This window comes from Flavobacterium sp. SORGH_AS_0622, from assembly GCF_030818825.1.
GTDB lineage: Bacteria > Bacteroidota > Bacteroidia > Flavobacteriales > Flavobacteriaceae > Flavobacterium.
The window spans coordinates 5,058,634-5,080,800 of the sequence record NZ_JAUTAX010000001.1 but is presented as its reverse complement, the minus strand read 5'-3'; the positions used below and the strand labels follow the sequence as shown (position 1 = coordinate 5,080,800).

Sequence of the window (22,167 nt, the reverse complement as noted above, 5' to 3'; positions counted from 1 at the left end):
TATGAAGAAAATTTTACTATTCATCACTTTATTTTACGGTTTTTCAAATGTACTCTATTCTCAAAATGCTTCTGAGGATGGAGTTGTTTCGTTTTCATTACCTATCAGAAATTCTTTAAAGTTTAATAGATATTTAATTAACCCAACATTCAGTTTTGTTCGAGAAACAAATCCATATATAAGTTTTTATAATAAGAGACAGTGGGTTCAGTTTGATGATGCTCCACAGACTTATATTGCCAATTATTCTGGGCGTATCAAAGAAAATGATGCTTTTGCAGTTGCATTATTTCAACAAAATTATGGATTAATGATTGTTTTTGGAGGTGTTGTCAATTTTGCGCACAACATTGTTCTTCAAGAAGACAGTAATTTGACTTTTGGTTTAAATGTTGGTGCTTACCAAAGCGGTTTAAATACAGGAAAAATTATCTCAGACGATTCAGATATTCTAACTGGAGAATTTCCTAAAAGTACACTTCTTACCGTAAATCCAGGTATTAACTATGGTACAACTTTTCTAGATTTCGGATTGTCGATCAACAATTTAGTGCTTTACAATTTTGGGTCCGGAATGGTTAAAGATGATCCAGAAAGAGCAATTGAACTTCATGCTATGTACACTGGGTACATTGACAGCTATGGATTTTTTGACAGAAGTAAATTTTCAGGTATTTTAAAAACAGAGATTAAAAAAGACAAAACAGTTATTTCCGGACTTGGTATGCTGACTCTTCAACAAGGAGTTTGGGCACAAGCAGGTTACAACACTTTATATGGAGTTTCAGCGGGACTTGGGGTTAATATTTCTCCAAGCATTGCTATTGAATATAACTACGAAAGAGGAATGGGCAATTTCTCAAACCTAGGCGGATCACACGAATTTGCCATTGCCTATAAATTCAAAAACAGAAATTATTATTACGGAGATGATGATGAAGGATCATTGATTGATCCATCTAAACCAAAGCCAGTACCTGCAAAACCAAAATCAGAAGCAACTCAAGTTAACAGAACTGAGATTGCTGAAAAGAATAGACTGGCAGCCGAAGCAAAAGCAAAAGCCGATGCTGAAGCAAAACAAGCCAGACTTGCCGCTGCAGAGAAAGTTAAGGCAGATGCCGAAGCTGCTGCAAAAGCAAAATTAGAAGCTGACAACAAAGCTAAAGCAGATGCTGAAGCTATTAAGATAAAATTAGCGGCAGATGCAAAAGCAAAAGCCGATGCTGCTGCTGCTGCGAGAGCACAAACAGCCACAGCAAATAGAGCAGTTGCTGCAACACAAAAAACTGCTGCACAATTGGCTGCTGATAAAGCAAGAGCAGATGCAGAAGAACGTAGAATAAAATTAGTTGCAGATAATAAAGCTAGAGTGGATGCTGCTGCCGCTGCAAGAGCACAAGCCGCTGCAAACAAGCCAGGAGCAACTGCAGCACAAAAAACACAAGCACAACTTGCAGCTGACAAAGCGAAGGCTGATGCAGAAGCAATGAAATTAAAATTAGCTGCAGACGCAAAAGCAAAAGCTGATGCTGAAGCTGCCGCAAAAGCGAAAGCTGCTGTTGCAACTCCGCAAAAAACACAGGCACAACTTGCAGCTGACAAAGCTAAGGCAGACGCGGAAGCAATGAAATTAAAATTAGCTGCAGATGCAAAAGCAAAAGCCGATGCTGAAGCTGCTGAGAAAGCAAAAGCTGCCGCTGCAAAACCAGTAGCCGCTCCGCAAAAAACAGCTGCACAATTAGCTGCAGATAAAGCAAAAGCAGATGCAGAAGCTGCTGCTAAAGCAAGGTTAGCCGCTGCTGAAAAAGTAAAAGCTGATGCCGAAGCTGCAAGACAAGCTAGACTGGCAGCAGCAGAAAAAGCTAAGGCAGATGCTGAGGCTGCAAGATTAAAATTAATTGAAGATAATAAAGCGAAAGCAGAAGCTGCTGAAGCAAAACGTAAAGCCGATGCAAAAGCGAAAGCAGAAGCTGCAGATATGCAGTCAATTCTTGCTGCCGATGCAAAAGCGAAAGCAGACTCAGATGCATTACAAGCTAGATTAGCTGCAGAAGCAAAAGCAAAAGCCGCAGCTGAAGCAAAAACTAAAGCATCTATTGATGCTGCTAATAAGGCAAAAGCTGCTGCAGATGCAAAAGCAAAAGCTGCAGAAGAAGCTGCTCTTAAAGAAAAATTAGCTGCTGATGCAAAAGCAAAAGCAGATGAAGAGGCAAGACAAGCTCTAATTGCTGCCGAAGCAAAAGCAAAAGCCGATGCGGAAGCATTAAAATTGAAACAAGCAGAAGATGCTCGTCAAGCACAATTAGCTGCAGAAGCAAAAGCGAAAGCAGATGCTGAAGCACTTCAAGCGAAACTTGTTGCAGATGCAAAAGCGAAAGCCGATGCCGAAGCTGCAGCAAAAGCAAAATTAGAAGCAGATAATAAAGCAAAAGCGGAAGCCGAAGCACAACAAGCAAGACTAGCGGCAGAAGCTGCGGCAAAAGCCGATGCAGAAGCTGAAAAAGCTAGATTGGCTGCAGATGCAAAAGCAAAAGCAGATATGGAAGCTCTACAAGCAAAACTAATTGCTGACGCCAGAGTTAAAGCCGATGCTGAAGCAACTGCAAAAGCAAAAGCAGAAGCAGAAGCGAAAAAATTACAAGAAGCGGAAGAGGCACGTCAAGCTAAATTAGCTGCAGATGCGAAAGCAAAAGCTGACGCCGAAGCGTTACAAGCTAAACTTACTGCAGAAGCAAAAGCGAAAGCAGATGCAGAAGCATTAAAAGCACAACAAGCTGCTGAAGCTAAAGCAAAAGTTGAAGAAGAAGCACGTCAGGCTAAATTAGCTGCCGACGCAAAAGCAAAAGCTGACGCAGAAGCATTACAAGCTAAACTTGCTGCGGATGCCAAAGCAAAAGCAGATGCAGAAGCATTAAAGGCACAACAAGCCGCAGAAGCTAAAGCAAAAGTTGAAGAAGAAGCACGTCAAGCTAAATTAGCTGCAGATGCCAAAGCAAAAGCGGATGCGGAAGCATTAGAAGCTAAACTTGCCGCTGATGCTAAAGCAAAAGCAGATATGGCTGCTCTTCAAGCAAAATTATTGGCTGATGCAAAAGTTAAAGCAGACGCAGAAGCTACAGCAAAAGCAAAAGCCGATGCAGAAGCGAAAAAATTACAAGAAGAGGAAGAAGCGCGTCAGGCTAAATTAGCTGCTGATGCAAAAGCAAAAGCGGATGCTGAAGCATTAAAAGCACAACAAGCTGCTGAAGCTAAAGCAAAAGTTGAAGAAGAAGCACGTCAGGCTAAATTAGCTGCCGACGCAAAAGCAAAAGCTGACGCAGAAGCATTACAAGCTAAACTTGCTGCGGATGCCAAAGCAAAAGCAGATGCAGAAGCATTAAAGGCACAACAAGCCGCAGAAGCTAAAGCGAAACTTGATGAAGAAGCGCGTCAAGCTAAATTAGCGGCCGATGCCAAAGCAAAAGCAGATGCTGAAGCATTAGAAGCTAAACTTGCCGCTGATGCAAAAGCGAAAGCAGATATGGCTGCTCTTCAAGCAAAACTTCTTGCCGATGCAAAAGCGAAAGCTGATGCAGAAGCTACAGAGAAATTAAAAGCGGAAGAAGAAACAAGAAGACTTAGAGAAGAAGAAGATCGTCAGGCAAAATTAGCAGCAGAAAAAGCGAAAGCCGATGCAGAAGCAGCTGCTCTTGCAGCTTCAGCTAAAGATGCTACTGCTAAAGCAATTGATGATTTGACGAAATCTATTGATGATACAAGTAAAACACAAAATGATTTATTAGCACAATTCACAGCAACTGTTGCTAATAAACAAAAAGACTTAAGTGATTTAAAAGAAGAGAATGATTTAAGTGAAAAAGGAATTTATAGAGAGCCAAAACCTTTCAAAAGTGTTGCGGCAGAAAACAGTCAGATTGAAGCTTTAAAATTACAGATTGCTGAAGCAAATAACAGCATGAAAAATGAAATCAATAAGCTGACTAATCTTTATAACGAGAGACTTAAAAAATTCCCTAAAAACGATCCGTTAAACAAAGCGTATCTGGATAAGATAAACGAGCTGAAAGCGGCTCAATTAAGAATGGAAAAAGAAGGCGCTGCCTTATTAGCCGACTTAGAGCGTATTAAAACAGAGACAGAAATTGAGCGTAAACGTAGAATTAAACGTGCAGCTTACGAGAATGATCAAGGAAGATACGCGCAGGACATTGCTGCTCTTAAACGTATTAAAGAAACGACTAAATTAAGCAGTACCCCATTGACGGCAAATGATTTTGATTTTGGTGAAGAGCAGTCAAATATGCAGATTATTAAGAATATTAAAAATTCTGATAGTGGTTATTATTTAATTATTGCGGTGCATAACAGTGTAGAGAAACGTGATGAGTTCTTGACTAAAGCGGTTGCTTCAGGACGTTCAGATGTAAATTTCTTTTACAATGTAGCCACAAGTAAATACTATATCTATTACGAAAAGTATGATGGTTTACAAGAGGCAACCAAAGCATTAGAAGCGAAAGGAACTAAACCATATAACGGCAAAATGGCTATAGTAAAAGTTGAGAATTAGAAGAAGAATTAATTATATAGATGCGGCTTCTTTGAAAAAAGAAGAGGAACATAAAGTAAATTTTAATAAAGAGTATATGCTGTTTTTTAAATGCCCCTTTAAAAAACAGCCGTTAAACTGAAACCATAGAAAAATGAAGAAACCTACTACTTTAAAATTAGTTTTAGCTGTATTACTTTGTATTCAAAGTTTTGTTATTTACTCTCAAAAGAATTTCACCCCTCGTTTTGATACGAGTTTAAAAGGAGATATGCTTTTGATTGGTAACAATATTTTGAATAGAGATGTTAAGGATAATGAGCGTGCGAACGATGCCTTTAATGCAACAAACCAAAACAACAACGACCTTAACATGCAATATATTGACATCGATGGTGATGCCAGTACATTTAGTTCAAGTTCGGCAAAATTAACAATTCCAACAGCAAGCAGGGAATGTTATAAAGTTGTTTACGCTGGACTTTATTGGGCTGGTATTTACAGCAAAGGATCAGTTGATGATAAAACGGTTAACAGAAGTAACCTGGGTTCTATTAAAATTAAACTACCCAATCAAACCGCTTATACTGATATTACGGGTCAGTTGATTTATGACTATTACCCTTCTACTTCAAATGGTGATCAGATGCCTTACGCATATTATTACGATTTGACATCATTAGTACAAGGACTAACAGATCCAGAAGGAACTTATACAGTTGCAAATATTATTTCGGCAAGAGGAAAAATCAATGGAGGTTTTTCTGCTGGTTGGAATTTATTTGTTGTTTATGAGGATCCTAAATCTTCAGCAAAATACATTACTACGTTTGATGGTTTCAGATGGATTCAAGCTAGTAGTGGACCAGTAACTTATAACATTTCAGGTTTTAAAACGATCCCAACAGGTACTGTAAAAGCAAAATTAGCTTTTGCGGCTTTAGAGGGAGACGTTAACTTAACAGGTGATAGATATTCTATTAATAACACTGATATTTCAACCGCACAACGTCCGATTGACAACTTTTTTAATAGTACAATTAATGATACTAATGGACCTTTCACTGACAGAACTCCTGCCAGTGGAAATACTTTAGGTTTCGAAGCAGGTATTCTGAATGTTCCCAATCCCGCAACCTCGGCAAACCCAGGAGGAAGTGTCATTAAAAATAACGATACTTCGGCACAGTTAAAACTTACGACAAGTGGAGATGGTTATGGGCTATTCTTTAATGCATTCAATGTTGAAATTATTGAGCCAAAAATTGTTTTAACCAAAATTGTAAAGAATGCTAAGGGAGATAATATTGGTGGTCAAAATGTTACTTTAGGGCAACAATTAAATTATGAAATTGGTTTTAAAAATACAGGAAATGATAATGCGACATCATTTACTATTAGAGATCAATTGCCTATAAATATTATTTTTAATTACCCGGCAGATATTGTTTCATTGCCAACCGGAGTAACTGTTCAAAGTTATAACGCAGCTACAAGAAACATTGTTTTCAAGGTTGATAATAGTGTGGTTAAAATTGGTGACCCTGAAAAGGTAATCAGCTTTAAAGTTCAGGTTGTTCCAGATTGTCATATGTTAAGTGAGGCTTGTTCTAATAGTATTGACAACTCTGCATATGCAACTTACAAAGGAACACAGAATACAGCTTTCACAATTTCTGATGACCCGAGTGTTAATACCAATACAGGATGTATCTTAGTTCCAAAAGCAACTAACTTTTTAGTAGGGGTTGACGGATGTAAGTATACAGACAACGTTACGCTTTGTGGTGATAGTATTAATCTAACTGCAGCAAATGGTTATAGTGATTATACTTGGTATAGTGATGAAGCACGTACAAAAGAGATAGGAAAAGGACAAGTATTGAATGTAAAAAATCCTGGTACTTATTATGTGTACAATTTGGCTGCTGCTCCTTGTAGATCAATTTATCAGTCATTTGTTGTAACGAGATTTGGTAATACTGTAGAAAATCCGGTAATACCTTTTGCAGATCAGGTGGTAACTTGTTCAAATGATGGAAAAAAATTGCCAAACATTTTCTTATGTGGTGGAAACGCTTCGAAAGTAATTACATTAAATATTTCGGATGCGACAAGTATTGTTTGGGAAAAATTAAATGAAGCAAGCTGTACAGCAGTAACAAATCAAAATTGTGCTAATGAAAGTGCTTCATGTAAATGGACTACTGTAAAAAGTGGACCAAGTTATACTGCGAATCAGGCAGGACAATTTCGTTTAACATTAAACTATGCTGGAGGATGCTTTAACCGTTTTTATTTTAATGTATACAGCAATTCTTTAACACCAACAGAAACTCATAAGGATATTATTTGTGGTGCTCCTGGAAGTATTACAATTGGCAGCGTTCCTGCAGGATACGAATATGCTATTAGTACAGATCCTAACGGAACTCCTGGTGCTTATCAGACTAGCAACGTATTCCCAATAACTTCTCCAAATTCATATACTGTTCATATCAGACAGATTGGCGTAACTACTAATCCTTGTATTTTTACTGTTCCAGGTATTTTGATCAGAAGCAGAGATTTAAGCATTAGTACAGCGATAACTCAGCCAACATGTAAAACGGATAAAGGAAGTATTAAAGTTGGTGCACAAAATATCGACCCACAATACTATTATTATATCTACACTAGTGGAGGTACTTTGGTAAATAGCTTTGGGCCAACATCAAATTCAGATTATACCTTTGCAAATTTATCATCAGGAGATTATGATATTAGAGTTACTAACGGACCAGTAGGTGCTACACCAGCGCCGTTTTGTGATAAAACGGTAAGAGTTACTGTAAATCCGGTTCCAGCAGGATTAACTCCAACGGCAGCTCTAACCGTTCCGTTGACAGCTTGTGCTAATGGAAAAATAGTAGTAACAACGACAGGTGGAACTGCACCGTATTATCATTTTATAAACGGATCAAGTTCATTCCAATTATCAAATGAAATCGCTGTTACAGGACCTGGCAAATATGATATTAGAGTTGTTGATGCTAATAATTGCAGCGGAACAACATCTATTACAGTTACTGCAAATCCGAAACCAACATATACTGTAACTGCAGCTGAGATTAACTGTAGTGGCGGAACTTCTCAAATTAACGTAAATGTTACTAATGCTAATGGATATACTTTAGAATATAGTATAGATAATGGCGCAACCTTTAGTAACAATCCTGTATTCCCTAATGTTGCTGCAGGTGGTTATAATGTTGTAGTACGTTATACAATGTCAGGAGTAACTTGTACTGATCCTGCGACACCAATTACGATCACAGCTCCAGCAAATGCTTTATCAGCATCAGCGGGTGTTTCTGAATTGGCAGGCTGTGATCCTTCTGGTAACGGATTTGGTAAAGTAAGAATTACAAACCCTCAAGGAGGAACAGCTCCTTATACTTATAGTTTTGATGGAGGTACAAGCTATGGAGCTTCAAACGAAGCTTATGTTGCTCCAGGAACATATACACTTTACATTAAAGATTCTAAAGGCTGTATATACAGTATGCCAGGAGTGATTTTAGATCCAAAACCTGCTGACCCAACAATATCTGTTGCTCCACCAGTTTTTAACTGTAACGGAACAGCAACAAGTACGGTTACGGTAACAAGCGGCGGAGGAAATAATTATGCTTATGAGTACTATATAGATAACGTACTAAATACAAATACACCTTCGAATGTATTTGTTAATGTTCCATCTGGTGCGCATACTATTTCAGTAAAATATAATTTAACTTCAGTACCTACTTATAGTAATTTATTATTAGAAGATTTTGGTTCTGGTGGAACCACTACAACTCCAGGTATTGCATCAGCATATTGTTTCAATGACCAAAGAGTTAATCCTCCTTATACTTGTTCATTAAACGGAACACCAACTCGTTCTGTAGAAGACAACCAATATTCTGTTACAAGTTTCTTCTGGAGAAACGATAACGCTTGGTATCACTTTAAAGATCACACTACAAATGGAGCTGATGCAAACGGAAGATATTTATTAGTAAATATTGGAGGGGCTGCAGGTCCTTACGGAGTTCTTTATAGTAAACCAATTATTGATGTTATCCCAAATCAACCTGTAATGGTTTCCTTGTATGTAGGAAATTTATTAAACACAGGTACGAATGGTGCAGCTCCAATTGTTAGGTTTGAATTAGTAGATTCAGCAGGACAAGTTGTAGCTACTGAGGATACGGGTAAAATCGCTGAAGCAGCAAACGATCCGAACAGAACAAAGTGGGTTCCTATTAATATTTCATTGAATCCAAAAAACAATACCAATCTAACATTCAGGATTCGTTCTGGAAGTATTGAATACGGCGGAAATGATATTGTTATTGATGATATTTGGGTACGTCAGATTCCTAAAACATGTATCACTCAAAAAGATTTCCCAATTGTTATCGACACTAATAAAGCATTTACTGCTTCAGTAACTGGATTTAAAGATGTTACATGTAATGGAAAAAATGATGGAGAAATTACTATTTCTGCTCAAAACTTTAATCTTCCTTACGGATTCGATTATTCATTAGATAATGGAGCAACTTGGGTAAACTCTAAAGTTTCTCCTGTTACTGCCAGCGGTTTGAATAGTGGAAATTATAATATTAGAGTACGTTTTGATGCTTCTCCTTCAACATGCGTATTTCCATTAACTCAAGAAGTAAAATCACCTACGGCTTTAACAGTTACAGCACAGGTTACAACTCAGCCTACTTGTACAAACGGAGCTTCGATTACCGCAACAGGTAATGGAGGTACACCAAGTTATCAATATGAATTAAGAGATTCTACTGGGACAACTGTTATAGTTCCGTTTCAAAGTTTAAATATATTTACAAATGTGGCTACAGGTTCTTATACAGTAGTTGCACGTGATTCAAATTCATGTACTTCTCCTGCATCAGTTCGTGTAGACATTAATGCACCAACACCTCCTACTGCAACATTGGCGGCTAGTTCAGATTTATGCTACGATACAGTTAATCGTTCAACGCTGGTGGTAAATGTTACAGGAGGAAAAACACCTTATTCTTATAGTTTAGATGGTGCACCGGGTCAGACTTCAAATACATTTACAAATGTTGGTCCTGGAACACATTCAATTATTGTAACAGATGCTAACGGTTGTATTGCTCCTGCAATTTCGAATATCGTTATTGCAAACGAATTAAAAGCAGAAGGAAATATAACTAAACCATTAGATTGTATTACTAATAATGCAGAAATAACACTTACAGTCACAGGCGGTGTAGGTCCTTTCACATACGAAGTAGCAGTAAACGGAAGTGCTACTTATACAGCTATTCCATCTAATATTTACACAGCATCTTCAGCTGGAAGTTATGTGTTTAGAGTAACAGATTCAAAAGGATGTATTGTTGTTAGTGTTCCGGTTGTAGTAGATCCTATTACAAATCCTACTGCGACAGCAAACAAAGTAGATCCTGCTTGTAATAATGGTACTGATGGTCAGTTTACTGTTATTCCAGCAGGCGGAGGTGGAGCACCTTACACTTACAGCTTTAACGGAAGTACAACTTTTGGTACAAGTCCTACACTTACAGGTCTAAATGCATTTGTAGGTTCAGTTAACACGAGAAATTACACATATCAAGTAAAAGATAATAAAGGCTGTGTATCTCCAGTTTATACTATAACATTAAACAATCCTTCTCCGGTTGTAGCAAGTGCTTCAGCGGCAGCAAACACAACTTGTAGCCCAACGACTGTAATTACAGTTTCTGGTGCGGGTGGCTCAGGAACTTATACTTATAGTTTTAACGGAAGTGCAACTTATACAAGTACTAACACACTTTCTGTTACCAATACAAGCAGTGCACAAACTATTATATATTCTGTAAAAGATTCAAAAGGATGTATTAATACAAAAACAATTAATATTCCGGCATTTAATCCGCCTACATCTCTTACGTTCTCTACACCAGCAGGTATTACATGTAACACTACAACAACTAGTATTACATTAACAGCTGTTGGAGGTGTTGCACCATTTACTTATGCCGTAACAGCTGGTCCAACTTCACCTGCTGCAAATAGCACAGGTACATTTACAGGATTAGTTCCTGGAAATTATTCTTTTAGAGTAACTGATGCTAACGGATGTACTGCAACAGGTTCTAGAACAATTGATGCAGCTCCTGCAATTACGGTTTCTGGATCAAAAACAGATGAATTATGTTTCAATGCAAACAACGGTACTGCAACATTCAACATTGGAAACCCAAGTAGTTCAGGAAACTTTACATACACATTGACTCCAAATTCGGGAACTGCTACTAAATCAGGTAATACTGTAACAGTAACAGGTTTAGCTGCGGGTACATATACTTTAGTAGCCAGAGATATTACTACAGGATGTACTTCTAATACAGCTTCTGTAACAATTAGTGCTGCAACTGCAATTACTTATAATGTAACAGCTACGAAGATCAATTGTAAAACAACAAAAGCTACTTTAACATTTACAGGTTTAACAGGCGGAACTCCTGGATACACATATGCTTATGCCGCTAGTCCTTCAACTGTACCAAGTACAGCTTATGGAACAGGTGTTGAAGTGGATACTGCAGTTCTTACTACATCAATTGATGTTTATGTTAAGGATAATAACAATTGTACAGTAAAAAGAACGATTACAATTCAATCTGAAAATGTTCCGACAATTGATACTCCTGCATCACAATGTTATACAGGAACTCCAATTAATATTACGATTACAGGTACTTATGTAGGAACTCCAACTTATAGTAAAGATGGTATTTTCTATCAGCCGTCACCTAATTTCAGTTTAACTCCGGGTACTTACACATTAAGCATCAGAGATGGTTTTGGTTGTGATGTTTCAACTACTTATGTTGTAGCACCTCAATTAACAATTACTCCGACAATTGTACCGGATGTTACTTGTACTCCAAACACCACAATTAGTTTAGCTTCTTCTGGTGGTACGGGAACTCGTACGTATGCAGTTTCATTTAATGGAGGAACTTACACTACAACGACAAGTCCTTATGTGGCAACTGCAGCAGGAACTTATAAATTTAGAGTTACAGATTCTTCAAACCCTGTTTGTCAGGCAGAAACTGCTGATATTCCGGTAACATTAAAACCAACTACATTAACAATTACAACTAGTAAAGTTGATGTGTCATGTAATGGTGGAAATACTGGAGCAATTACTATCACAGCAACTTCAGGAAAAGCACCGTTTACATATAGTGTGAGAAGAGGCGGAACTTTGGTTTCGACAACTCCGACAACTACCGGTTTAATTGCAGGTACTTACGATATTTTAGTAACTGACGCTTTAGGTTGTACTTCAGCTGCAACATCTGTTGTAATTTCAGAGCCAACAGCATTAAATACAAACGCTACTGCAACAACTTTCAGTTGTGATACTAATAATGCAAAACAATCTGCTGTTGTAACAATTGTTGTTCCAACAACGGGAACTGCGCCATATACATATAGTTTCAACAATGGATCATTTACTTCTGCGAACACATTAACAGTTGTTGATAATGGTACAAATCAAACTATTTACTATGCTGTTAAAGATGCAAATGGATGTATAATGGCGACAAAATCTATTGTTATTGATAGATTAAATCCGCCGGCAATTGCTTCTGTTGGTACAACTCCAATTTATTGTGCACCTGCAGCAAGTACTACTAGTACAGCAACTGTAAATGTTACTGCAGGAACAGGAATTGCACCATTTATATACGAAATTGTTTCTGGCCCAACTGCGGCACCATCAAATGCTACAGGATCATTTGCTGGATTAGCATCTGGAAATTATATATTCAAAGTAACAGACGCAAGGGGATGTTATGATACATTCCCAATAAACATTGCTCCGGCAGTTCCTATGATTGCTTTAGCAACTAAACTGAATGATGTTTATTGTAATGGAGGTTCAACAGGAACTATTCGTTACAATGTAAGCGGATTTGCTTCTACATATAGTTACGTAGTTAATAGCGGAACACCTGTAACAGGTCAGTCTGCTGCTGTATTTACACTTCCTAATTTACCACAAGGAACTTACGGCGTTGTGTTTACAGACGAAACTACAGGATGTACTGTTCCAACATCAATTACTATTAGTCAGCCTGCAACTGCACTTTCGGCAACTGCAGCTTATGTTAATGCAAACTGTAATATTCCAACAGCAAAAGTTACTATTACTGCAGCTGGAGGAACACCTGGATATCAGTATTCATTCAGTAACAGTAATACTGTAGCTGGAACATATGATACAGCAAATTCTGCTAATTTAAATCCGGCACTTACATGGTTTGCATGGGTGAAAGATTCTAACGAATGTACAGTAGTTTTACCATTAACTTTAACAACAGATACAGCTCCAAGCGTAACAGCTTCAGTAACCAATCAGTGTACAGCTTCAGGAAATACTTTCCAAATTGTAGCTACAGGTTCAAACGGAGTTGCTCCTTACACATATTCAATTAATACTGGCGCAGCGCCAAGTCCGGCAAATACATTTACAGTAACTGCAGGTACTTATACAATTACTATAAAAGATGCCAATAACTGTACAAGTACAACAACTGTAACAGTTAACGATGCCATGATTGGTACAGCGATTTTAACAAAAGATCTTACTTGTGCTACACCAACAGATGCTAGTATTACAGTTTCTGTAACAGGTGGTGCAGCGCCGTTTGGATACAGAGTTAAAGTTGGCGCAGGAACCTATACAGGTTCACCAATTGCTTTTACGGGAACATCATTCCCATATACAACGTCAACAGCAGGAGTATATCAATTTGAAATTACTGATGCTAATGGTTGTACAAAAGAAACAAGTACTGCTACGGTATCAGATTATGTACCAGTAGCTGTAACAGTTGCTAAGGTTGATCCTACATGTAATGGTTATTCTGATGGTACAATACGTTTTACAAACCCTATTGGTGAAGCACCTTTCCAATATAGTATTGATAATGGAGTTACTTTCGGAAATTTAGCTACTTATGGTGGTTTAGCTTCAGGAACTTACAATTATGTGGTTAGAGACAATAAAGGATGTGAATACCGTAATAGTATTACATTAAATAACCCTCCGCCAATAGTAATGAATATTGTTGTTCATGGCATTACTTGTAACTCTACTACACCAGGAAGTTTTGATGTAAATGTTGTGTCTGGAGGAACAGCTCCTTACATATATCATTTATACAATAATTCTATGACGGAAATTGGTACTTATACTGCAAATACTGCAAATGCAGCTATTGCACATAATTTCCCTGGATTAACTTTTGGAGATTATTATATCAATGTTGTAGATGCAAATGGTTGCGAATTCAAAAGCAGTAAATTAAGAATTCAGCCTCCACCATACTTACAGTTAAACGGAACAGTAGTTGGCGCCACTTGTGCTGATGGTATTTCTGTTGAAGTTGGAGTATTTGGAGGAACGGGTGTTGCACCATTCACATACACAATTTATGGAGTTGGTACAACTTCTGGTTTAACTCCAGCAACTTCTTATACATTTACAGGCTTAGATCAAAATACAAATTATGTTTTTGAAGTTGTGGATGCTAACGGATGTCCATCTTACTATGAGATGAAAACTCCAAAAATTTCTAATCTTGAAATTAATCCTTTAACAACTACGAATGTTACATGTAATGGTGCTGCGAATGGAATTATTAATTTCACAGTATCTAACTACAATGCAACAAGATTAGATTTTGAAGTTAGAGACAACTTGACAAATTTACCAATTGTACCACCTGTTAATGGATCAGCTACTGGTCTAACAGGTTCAGCATATAATGGAACACTTACAGGATTAAGACCAGGAAATTATGCTCTTTATGTAAAAGAGTTTGATGGAACATTGTGTTCTACTACTGAAGTTTTTCAAATAACAGAGCCAGTTCAACCGCTTGATGCAATTATAACAAATACTGTTAATGCAAACTGTGATGATCCAGCTCAAGTGACTATTAAGGTTACGGGTGGTACAGGACCTTACACATTTGCTTCAGCAGTAGCTCCAGCTACTCCATCAGTTTTTGCTGCTGGAAATGTATTAAGTTTAGATCCAGGGCCAACAGGTGCAAATGTAAACTGGAATATTATTGTTAAAGATGCTCAAGGTTGTGAGTTCCCATTAAACACAACAATCATTAAAGATCCAAGTCCAGTAATTAGTTTAAGTGTAGCTAATAATTGTGCGGCTGAAGGTGCTTTTGGAGTTGTTGTTAGCGAAACTGCTGCGGGAGTAGGAGCTTATTCAATTAAAGTGGATACTGGAGTATTTGTAAGTATTCCAGGATTGCCATATACAGTTACCAATTTAAGTTCAGGATCTCATACAATTACCATTAAAGATGGAAACGATTGTACAGATACGAAGACTATCAATATTAATGCGCCATTAAAATTAATCCCTGAAAAGACAGCATTGCCAAGTTGTGTGGTTAATAATGGTGTAATTACATTAACTCCATATGGAGGAACAAACTCTTATAGTTATAGTATTACGCCAATGCATCCAAGTATTGTAATTTCAGGAAATACAATTTCTGGACTTAGAGCAGATACTTATACTATTACAATGACCGACAACGGAAATCTTTGTACTACAACAGCGGAGGTAACTTTACCAGCAGGTACTCCTGTAACATTTGATGCTGTTGTAACTGATGTTTCTTGTTTCAACGGAACTAACGGAAAAATTGAAGTTAATTTATTGCCTTCAAATGACAATCCAACTTATACTTATGCGATTTCACCAGCTCCAGTTGGATATGTACAAACGGGTAATGTATTCTCTAGTTTACCACAAGGAGTTTATGATATCACGGTTACATCTGGCAGAGGTTGTACTTTAACAAAACAATATACTGTAGGTCAGCCGGCAATTTTAGATGCTACGCCTGCAATTACAGCTTATGCATGTAATGCAAGCAATGCTGCTCAGCCTGCGGTTGTAACAATTACAGCTACTGGAGGAACATCACCATACAGATTTAATTTTGACGGTGGTACAACATATTATACTGATAATACAACTCAGGTAACTGTTAGTACATCTGCTCAAACAGTAAATTATTATGTTATAGATGCTAATGGATGTCAATTTAATGGTAGCGTTGTTGTTCCAGCATATCAGCCATTAACAAATATAACTTTCGCTTTAACTACAGCTCCTATTTGTCCAACAAATGTGGCTGATGTTACCTTGACTGTAAGCGGAGGATATACTCCATATGCGAAATATGAAATTATTTCACCGATAACATTAGATAATGGAAACAACGCAACTTTTGTTGGCTTAGCTCCAAATACTTACTTATTTAAAGTTACAGATGCTAATGGTTGTTCTATTGAAAGACCTTACAAAGTAGAACCAGTTATTCCGATTGACATTGTTCGTACATCTGCAAATAATGTGAGTTGTAACACTGCAAACGGAACAGATAATAATGGTTCAGCTACTTTCACAGTTTCAGATTTCAGCGCAAGCGGTAACTATAATATCGTAGTAACTACTAATCCGGCTGCATTGTCTTATAATGCTCCAACTGTTGCAGCAGATGTAATTACATTAACAGGTCTTGAAGCAGGTACTTACACAGTAACTGTTAACGATATTACAACAACTTGTTCTAAATCTGCAGATGTTACTATTACAATGCCGGCTCCAATCGCATTTACTGCAACGGCTAGCAAAGTATTCTGTTCTGATGATGAGTCTGAAATAACAGTTACAAATGTTACTGGCGGAACTGCTGGTTACACTTATGCTGTAGTTAAAGCAGGTGATCCTGCACCAACAACATTTGGAGGAAGTTCAGTTCTTACTGTAGATACTAATTTAACAGATCTTTCTTGGGATGTGTATGTACAAGATGCAAATCTTTGTATTGCAGGACCAATAAATGTACCTGTAACTTATAATGTTGCTCCACGTCTTAATTTACCAGCACAGCAATGTTTTGTTGGTTCTAATTTAACAGTTGATTTAGATGCATTATCTACAACTTATAATGGAGTAAAATCATTTACTGTAAACGGAACAATTTTAACAGGAACAACAGCAACGTTTATTGCTCCTGGAACATACAAAATTATCTTAACTGATGATAATGGATGTCCTGATGAAGTAGATTATATCATTCAAGAACAATTAATTGCAAGTGCTTCAGTAACTAAAGATCTATATTGTGCTGCTCCTGTTAACGCAACAATCGATGTTACGATTGCTGGTGGTGTAGGACCATATACATATCAAATGTATCATAACTCAGTGGCGACAGGACCAGTAACAGGTGTTACAGGAAACTTTACGGCTTCTGTGGCAGCAGATGGAGATTATTATTTTGTAATTACAGATAGTAATGCACCAACATGTTCTGTAACAACTACTACTGTAACAGTAAATCCAACAGTAACTCCAACACTTGCTGATTCACATATTAATGTAAGCTGTTTTGGATTTAATGACGGAAGTTTGACAGTTGTTCCAACAGGTGGCCGTCTTCCTTATACATTTGCATTGACAGGACCAGTTGTTAACACGACAGGTGATGCAACAGGAAATTACACAGGATTGATTGCAGGAACATATACTGTAGTTGCAACTGATTCTAAGAACTGTGTTTCGGCACCAGCAACTATTGTAATTACTGAGCCAACTGAATTAACAGCTATCCATGCAATTACTCCAAATACAACATGTAGTACAACTACTTCCATAGTTGTAACTGCAACAGGCGGTACTATTGACTATAGATATAATTTCAATGGTCAAGGTTATGACACAGCTAATACTTTCTCAGTAGTTAATGATGGATCAATTCCTTCTGTAACTTACACTGTGAAAGATGCTAATGGTTGTGAAACTGCTCCAGTAACAGTACCAATTGTACCACTAAACAAACCAACAGATTTAACATTCAATGCATCTGTAGTAACTTGTTTGGCTACAACTAGTACAGTTGATGTTACAGCTACAAATGGAGTTGGCTCATTAACTTTCGAAATCATTGAGTTTAACGGAACAGCTACAACAGGTTATGCTCCGGTTAATACAGCAGATAATACTGTTCCGGCAAACTTTACAGGATTAGTACCTGGAGATTACATGTTCAGAGTTACAGATTCTAACGGATGTACTTACGAAGAATTATTACCAATCGCACCAGTTACAAATATTGTTGTAAATGGTCAAGTGATTGCTGATATGACTTGTAATACAACAAATGACGGTCAAGTAACTTTCACAGTTTCGGATTTTGCGGGAAGTTATACTTATACAATTGACAAAGACGGTGTTGGATTTGTTCCTTCAACGTCAACAAGTGCAAACACAATTCCATTAACAGGTCTTTCTTTTGGTCAGTATACTATTAATATAACAGACAACGCTACAGGTTGTACAGCAACTGCTATGGCAGAAGTAAAACAACCAACAGTAGTTATAGTTTCTCTAGTAGACAATGTTAATGCAAATTGTAAAACTGGTGCTGTAGTAACAGTAGCAGGTAGTGGTGGAAACCCTGGATACACCTATTCATTTGTTCACGCAGGTGATCCGGCAGGAACATATGATGCAGCTGATACAAGAGAATTAGATGCAACTGTACCTGCATGGGATGTTTATGCACAAGATGCTAATGGATGTATTTCTGCTCCATATAGAGTGAATATCATTATTGACCCACTTCCATCAGGATTTACAGCAGCAGCTGTATCTCAATGTCCAAATGCTACCACAGGAACTTATGATATTGTAGTTACACCAGGAACAGGTATGGGACCATTTGAATATAGCATTGGTTCAGGATTCCAATCTGGACTTACATTTACAGTAAGTGTTCCTAAAACTTATGATCTAACAGTGAGAGATAGATTCGGATGTGAATTTGTATTCAACGCAGCCGTAACTATTTTAGAGCCATTAGACATTCAAAATACGGTTGTAGATTTAACAACTTGTGCTAACGGTGACGGAAGCGTAAGTGCTACGGCTACAGGTGGTACAGGTAACTACAGTTATACAATTGACGGAACTACAACTGTAACAACTACTCCGGCTACATTCGGTGGTTTATCAGCTGGTTCACATACAATTGTGGTTACTGATTTGACAACAGGTTGTACAGAAGATGTAACTTTTAAATTAGATCCAGCAACTCTAGTAACAGGATTTGATGCTGTAGCTACGCCGGTAACTTGTTTTGGAGGAAATGACGGAACAATCATAGCTTCACTAGACGCTCCAAGTGCAGGTATAAACGATAACCCTGTTTATATGTACAGCTTAAACGGAGGTACTCCTCAGACTAGTCCAGTATTTACAGGATTAACTCAAGGAAGTTATACTGTAACAGTTACTTCTGGAAGAGGATGTTCTGACAGTAAAACTGTTCAGGTTATCGAACCAGCATTGATAGTTGTTCCTAACCCTGCCGTTGCTCAATACGGTTGTACTACAGATAATACAAGCAATTTTGCAACTATTACTGTAACAGGTGTAACAGGAGGATCAGGAACTTATGCTAATTATGAATTCATCAGAAATGGTGTCGTAGTTTACAAAGGTTCTAACAATGTTTACACAGAAACAGATTATCAAGGCGGATCATATACTGTTAATGTTTACGATAGTAATGGATGTATAGGGTCGAATGCCGGAACATATGTAATTAATCCGTTTATTAGTTTAGACGATATTACTGTTAATGTTACAAATGCAATTACTTGTAATAACGGAGAAAACATTACAGTTACAGTTGCAACAACTGGAGGAACAGCAAACTTAGAATATGCTATCACTGATGGTTCAGGAAATGCAGTTGCTGGAAATCCAAATAATGCATCTGGTATCTTTACTAATTTACCTATCGGAAATTACATTGTAAGTGTTACTAATCTTGATACAAACTGTATAATAAAAGCAGTACACTATGTTAACGACCCAAATACTTTCCAAATTAATGCAGTTCCTGCAAGTGCACATATTTGCTACGGAACAGCTGATGGACAGGTTACTTTAACTTTCGTTGACAGACAGCCAACTCCAACAGACGAGGCAGGTGCATTTAACTATGTTATCACAGGTCCTGTTTCAAGCACAGGAACAACAACAGGTGCAGTAACTACAATTTCTAATTTAACAGCTGGTCAGTACACAGTTAGTGCAACATTAGTTGGAAGTCCTTATTGTACAGTAGCAACATTATTTACAATTGAACAGCCTGCAGCACAATTGGCAGTGACGACAACTCAATCAGAAATTACTTGTAACCCAGGTAATAATGACGGTGAAATCTACGCTTCTGCAGCAGGTGGATGGGATACTAACTATCAATATCAATTAGTTCTGAACGGAGCTGTTGTAGTTGATTACTCTGCTCAATATGCCTTTACAGGATTATCAGCAGGAACGTATACTATCAATGCTAAAGACGGAGAAGGATGTATCGCAACAACAACAGCGACATTAGTAATTCCGACTCCAATTTCATTCACTGCTACGCCAAGTGCTACAATGTTATCATGTTTTGGTGATAGAAATGCTACCATAACAGTTTCTTTACCAACAGGTGGTCAGGGAAGTAATTATATGTACACTCTAAACAGTACGATCGGAACAGATATCGTATCTTCAGGACCACAGGCATCAAATGTTTTTGACGGTCTTGGTGCTGGAACATATACAATAAAAGTTACGGACGGATTTAATTGTGAAGCAACTTCTGCAACGATTGTTATTACAGAACCAACAGAAGTTATTCCAAGTTTAGTTTTAGCTTCAACTCAAACATGTAATGTTCAGTCAACACTTACATTAAGTGCAACTGGAGGATTAGCACCATACAGCTATAGCTCAGATCCTAATTTTGCCACTACTACTGGTACATTTGCTTCATCGGTTACTTTCTCAGTGCCAGTTGGAACATATCAGTATTATGTAAAAGATGCGAATAACTGTATTAGTTTTATTTCTAATGAAATTAAGATTGATCCTTTAGTTCCTCTAACAGTTGATTTAGATATTACAAACGCTGTTGTAAAATGTACAGGTGAAGCTACTGGAGTTATCGTTGCTGACGCAAAAGGTGGTTTAGGAAACTACGTTTATACATTAGAAAATACAGCCGGAGCAATAGTTCAGGGGCCACAAAATAATGGTAGATTCGAGAATCTTGTAATTGGAACTTACAGAGTAAAAGTAGACAGTGGAGATTGTAACCAAACTTCAGTAAATGCTACAATTACAGAACCAGCCGCTGCTTTAACTGCAGTATTTACACCAACAAACGTTTCTTGTTTCGGTGAAAACAACGGTAAAATTGTTGTAACAGCTGCAGGTGGTACAGGGACTATTAAATATGCGATCTCACCAGACTTAAATCAGTTTGATTTGATCAGTACATTTGATAGACTTGCGCCAGGTACTTATACAATTATTGCACAAGATGAAAACGGATGTTATGTAAGAGCTGATATCGAAATTACTCAACCAAATCCGGTTGTAGTAACAGAAGTACCAAACTCTATGATTCCTGAAGTTTGTGATGGTGATAAAGACGGTGCATTCAGTATTGAAGTAAGAGGAGGAACAGCTCCTTACAGTATCAGTTTAGATAATGAAAAAGGACCATTTACTCAAGGAACTGCTACACAAACAATATTTGATTTTACAGGTTTGAATGGTGGTAAGCATACAGTTTATGTTAAAGATGTACAAGGCTGTATAGTTGAGTTCGTTGAAAACATGCCAGATGCTGTAATTCTTAACCCAACTGCTGAGGTAACATATGACTGTGTGAACAATACACAAGCCAATATGGTTGTAGTGACAATTGATGCTTCAATTACAAACCCTGCAGATGTTGATTATTCATTAGATAACAATGGTACTTACCAGCCAAGCAACATCTTTACAAATGTTCCTGCTGGTGATCACTTCATCGTTGCAAGACACACTAATGGTTGCGAAGTGCCAACTCCAATCTTTACTGTCAATGCAGTTGATCCTTTAGCTTTAATTGACGTAACAAACCAAAGCAAAGATATCAACACATTAGAAGTAAAAGCTTCTGGAGGTGTTGCTCCTTACGAGTATAGTTTCAACGGAGAGTCATTTACATCATCTAACACTTATAGAATTTATAAAACAGGTGATTACCAAGTGATCGTAAGAGACAAAAACGGTTGTGAGGCAACAATAACTGTTCACGGTATATTCTATGATTTCTGTATGCCAAACTATTTCACACCAAACGGTGACGGACAAAATGATACTATTGGTCCAGATTGTGGTGCATTAGCATACAAAGAATTGACATTTGATATTTATGACAGATATGGTAGAGTAGTAGCGAAATACCACGTTGGTCAAAAATGGGATGGTAGATACCATGGTAGTGAATTACCAACAGGAGATTACTGGTATGTTCTTAAACTAAATGATCCAAAAGATAATAGAGAATTTGTTGGACATTTCACTTTATACAGATAACAAAATTATAGCCCCAATGATGTTATCTAAA

General features: G+C 37.5%; 2 protein-coding genes. Both read left to right on the top strand.

The features are described from left to right. The first annotated feature begins 1 nt into the window (after position 1). Positions 2–4,573 carry a type IX secretion system membrane protein PorP/SprF gene (locus QE431_RS21735; protein ID WP_307300227.1) on the top strand — a complete coding sequence of 1,524 codons (4,572 nt, stop codon included), beginning with the start codon at positions 2–4 and terminating at the stop codon, positions 4,571–4,573. Positions 4,574–4,706: 133 nt separating this feature from the next. After that, positions 4,707–22,136 (top strand): T9SS type B sorting domain-containing protein, encoded by a 17,430-nt coding sequence (locus tag QE431_RS21730; protein WP_307300224.1) that lies wholly within the window; start codon positions 4,707–4,709, stop codon positions 22,134–22,136. Positions 22,137–22,167 lie beyond the last annotated feature (31 nt).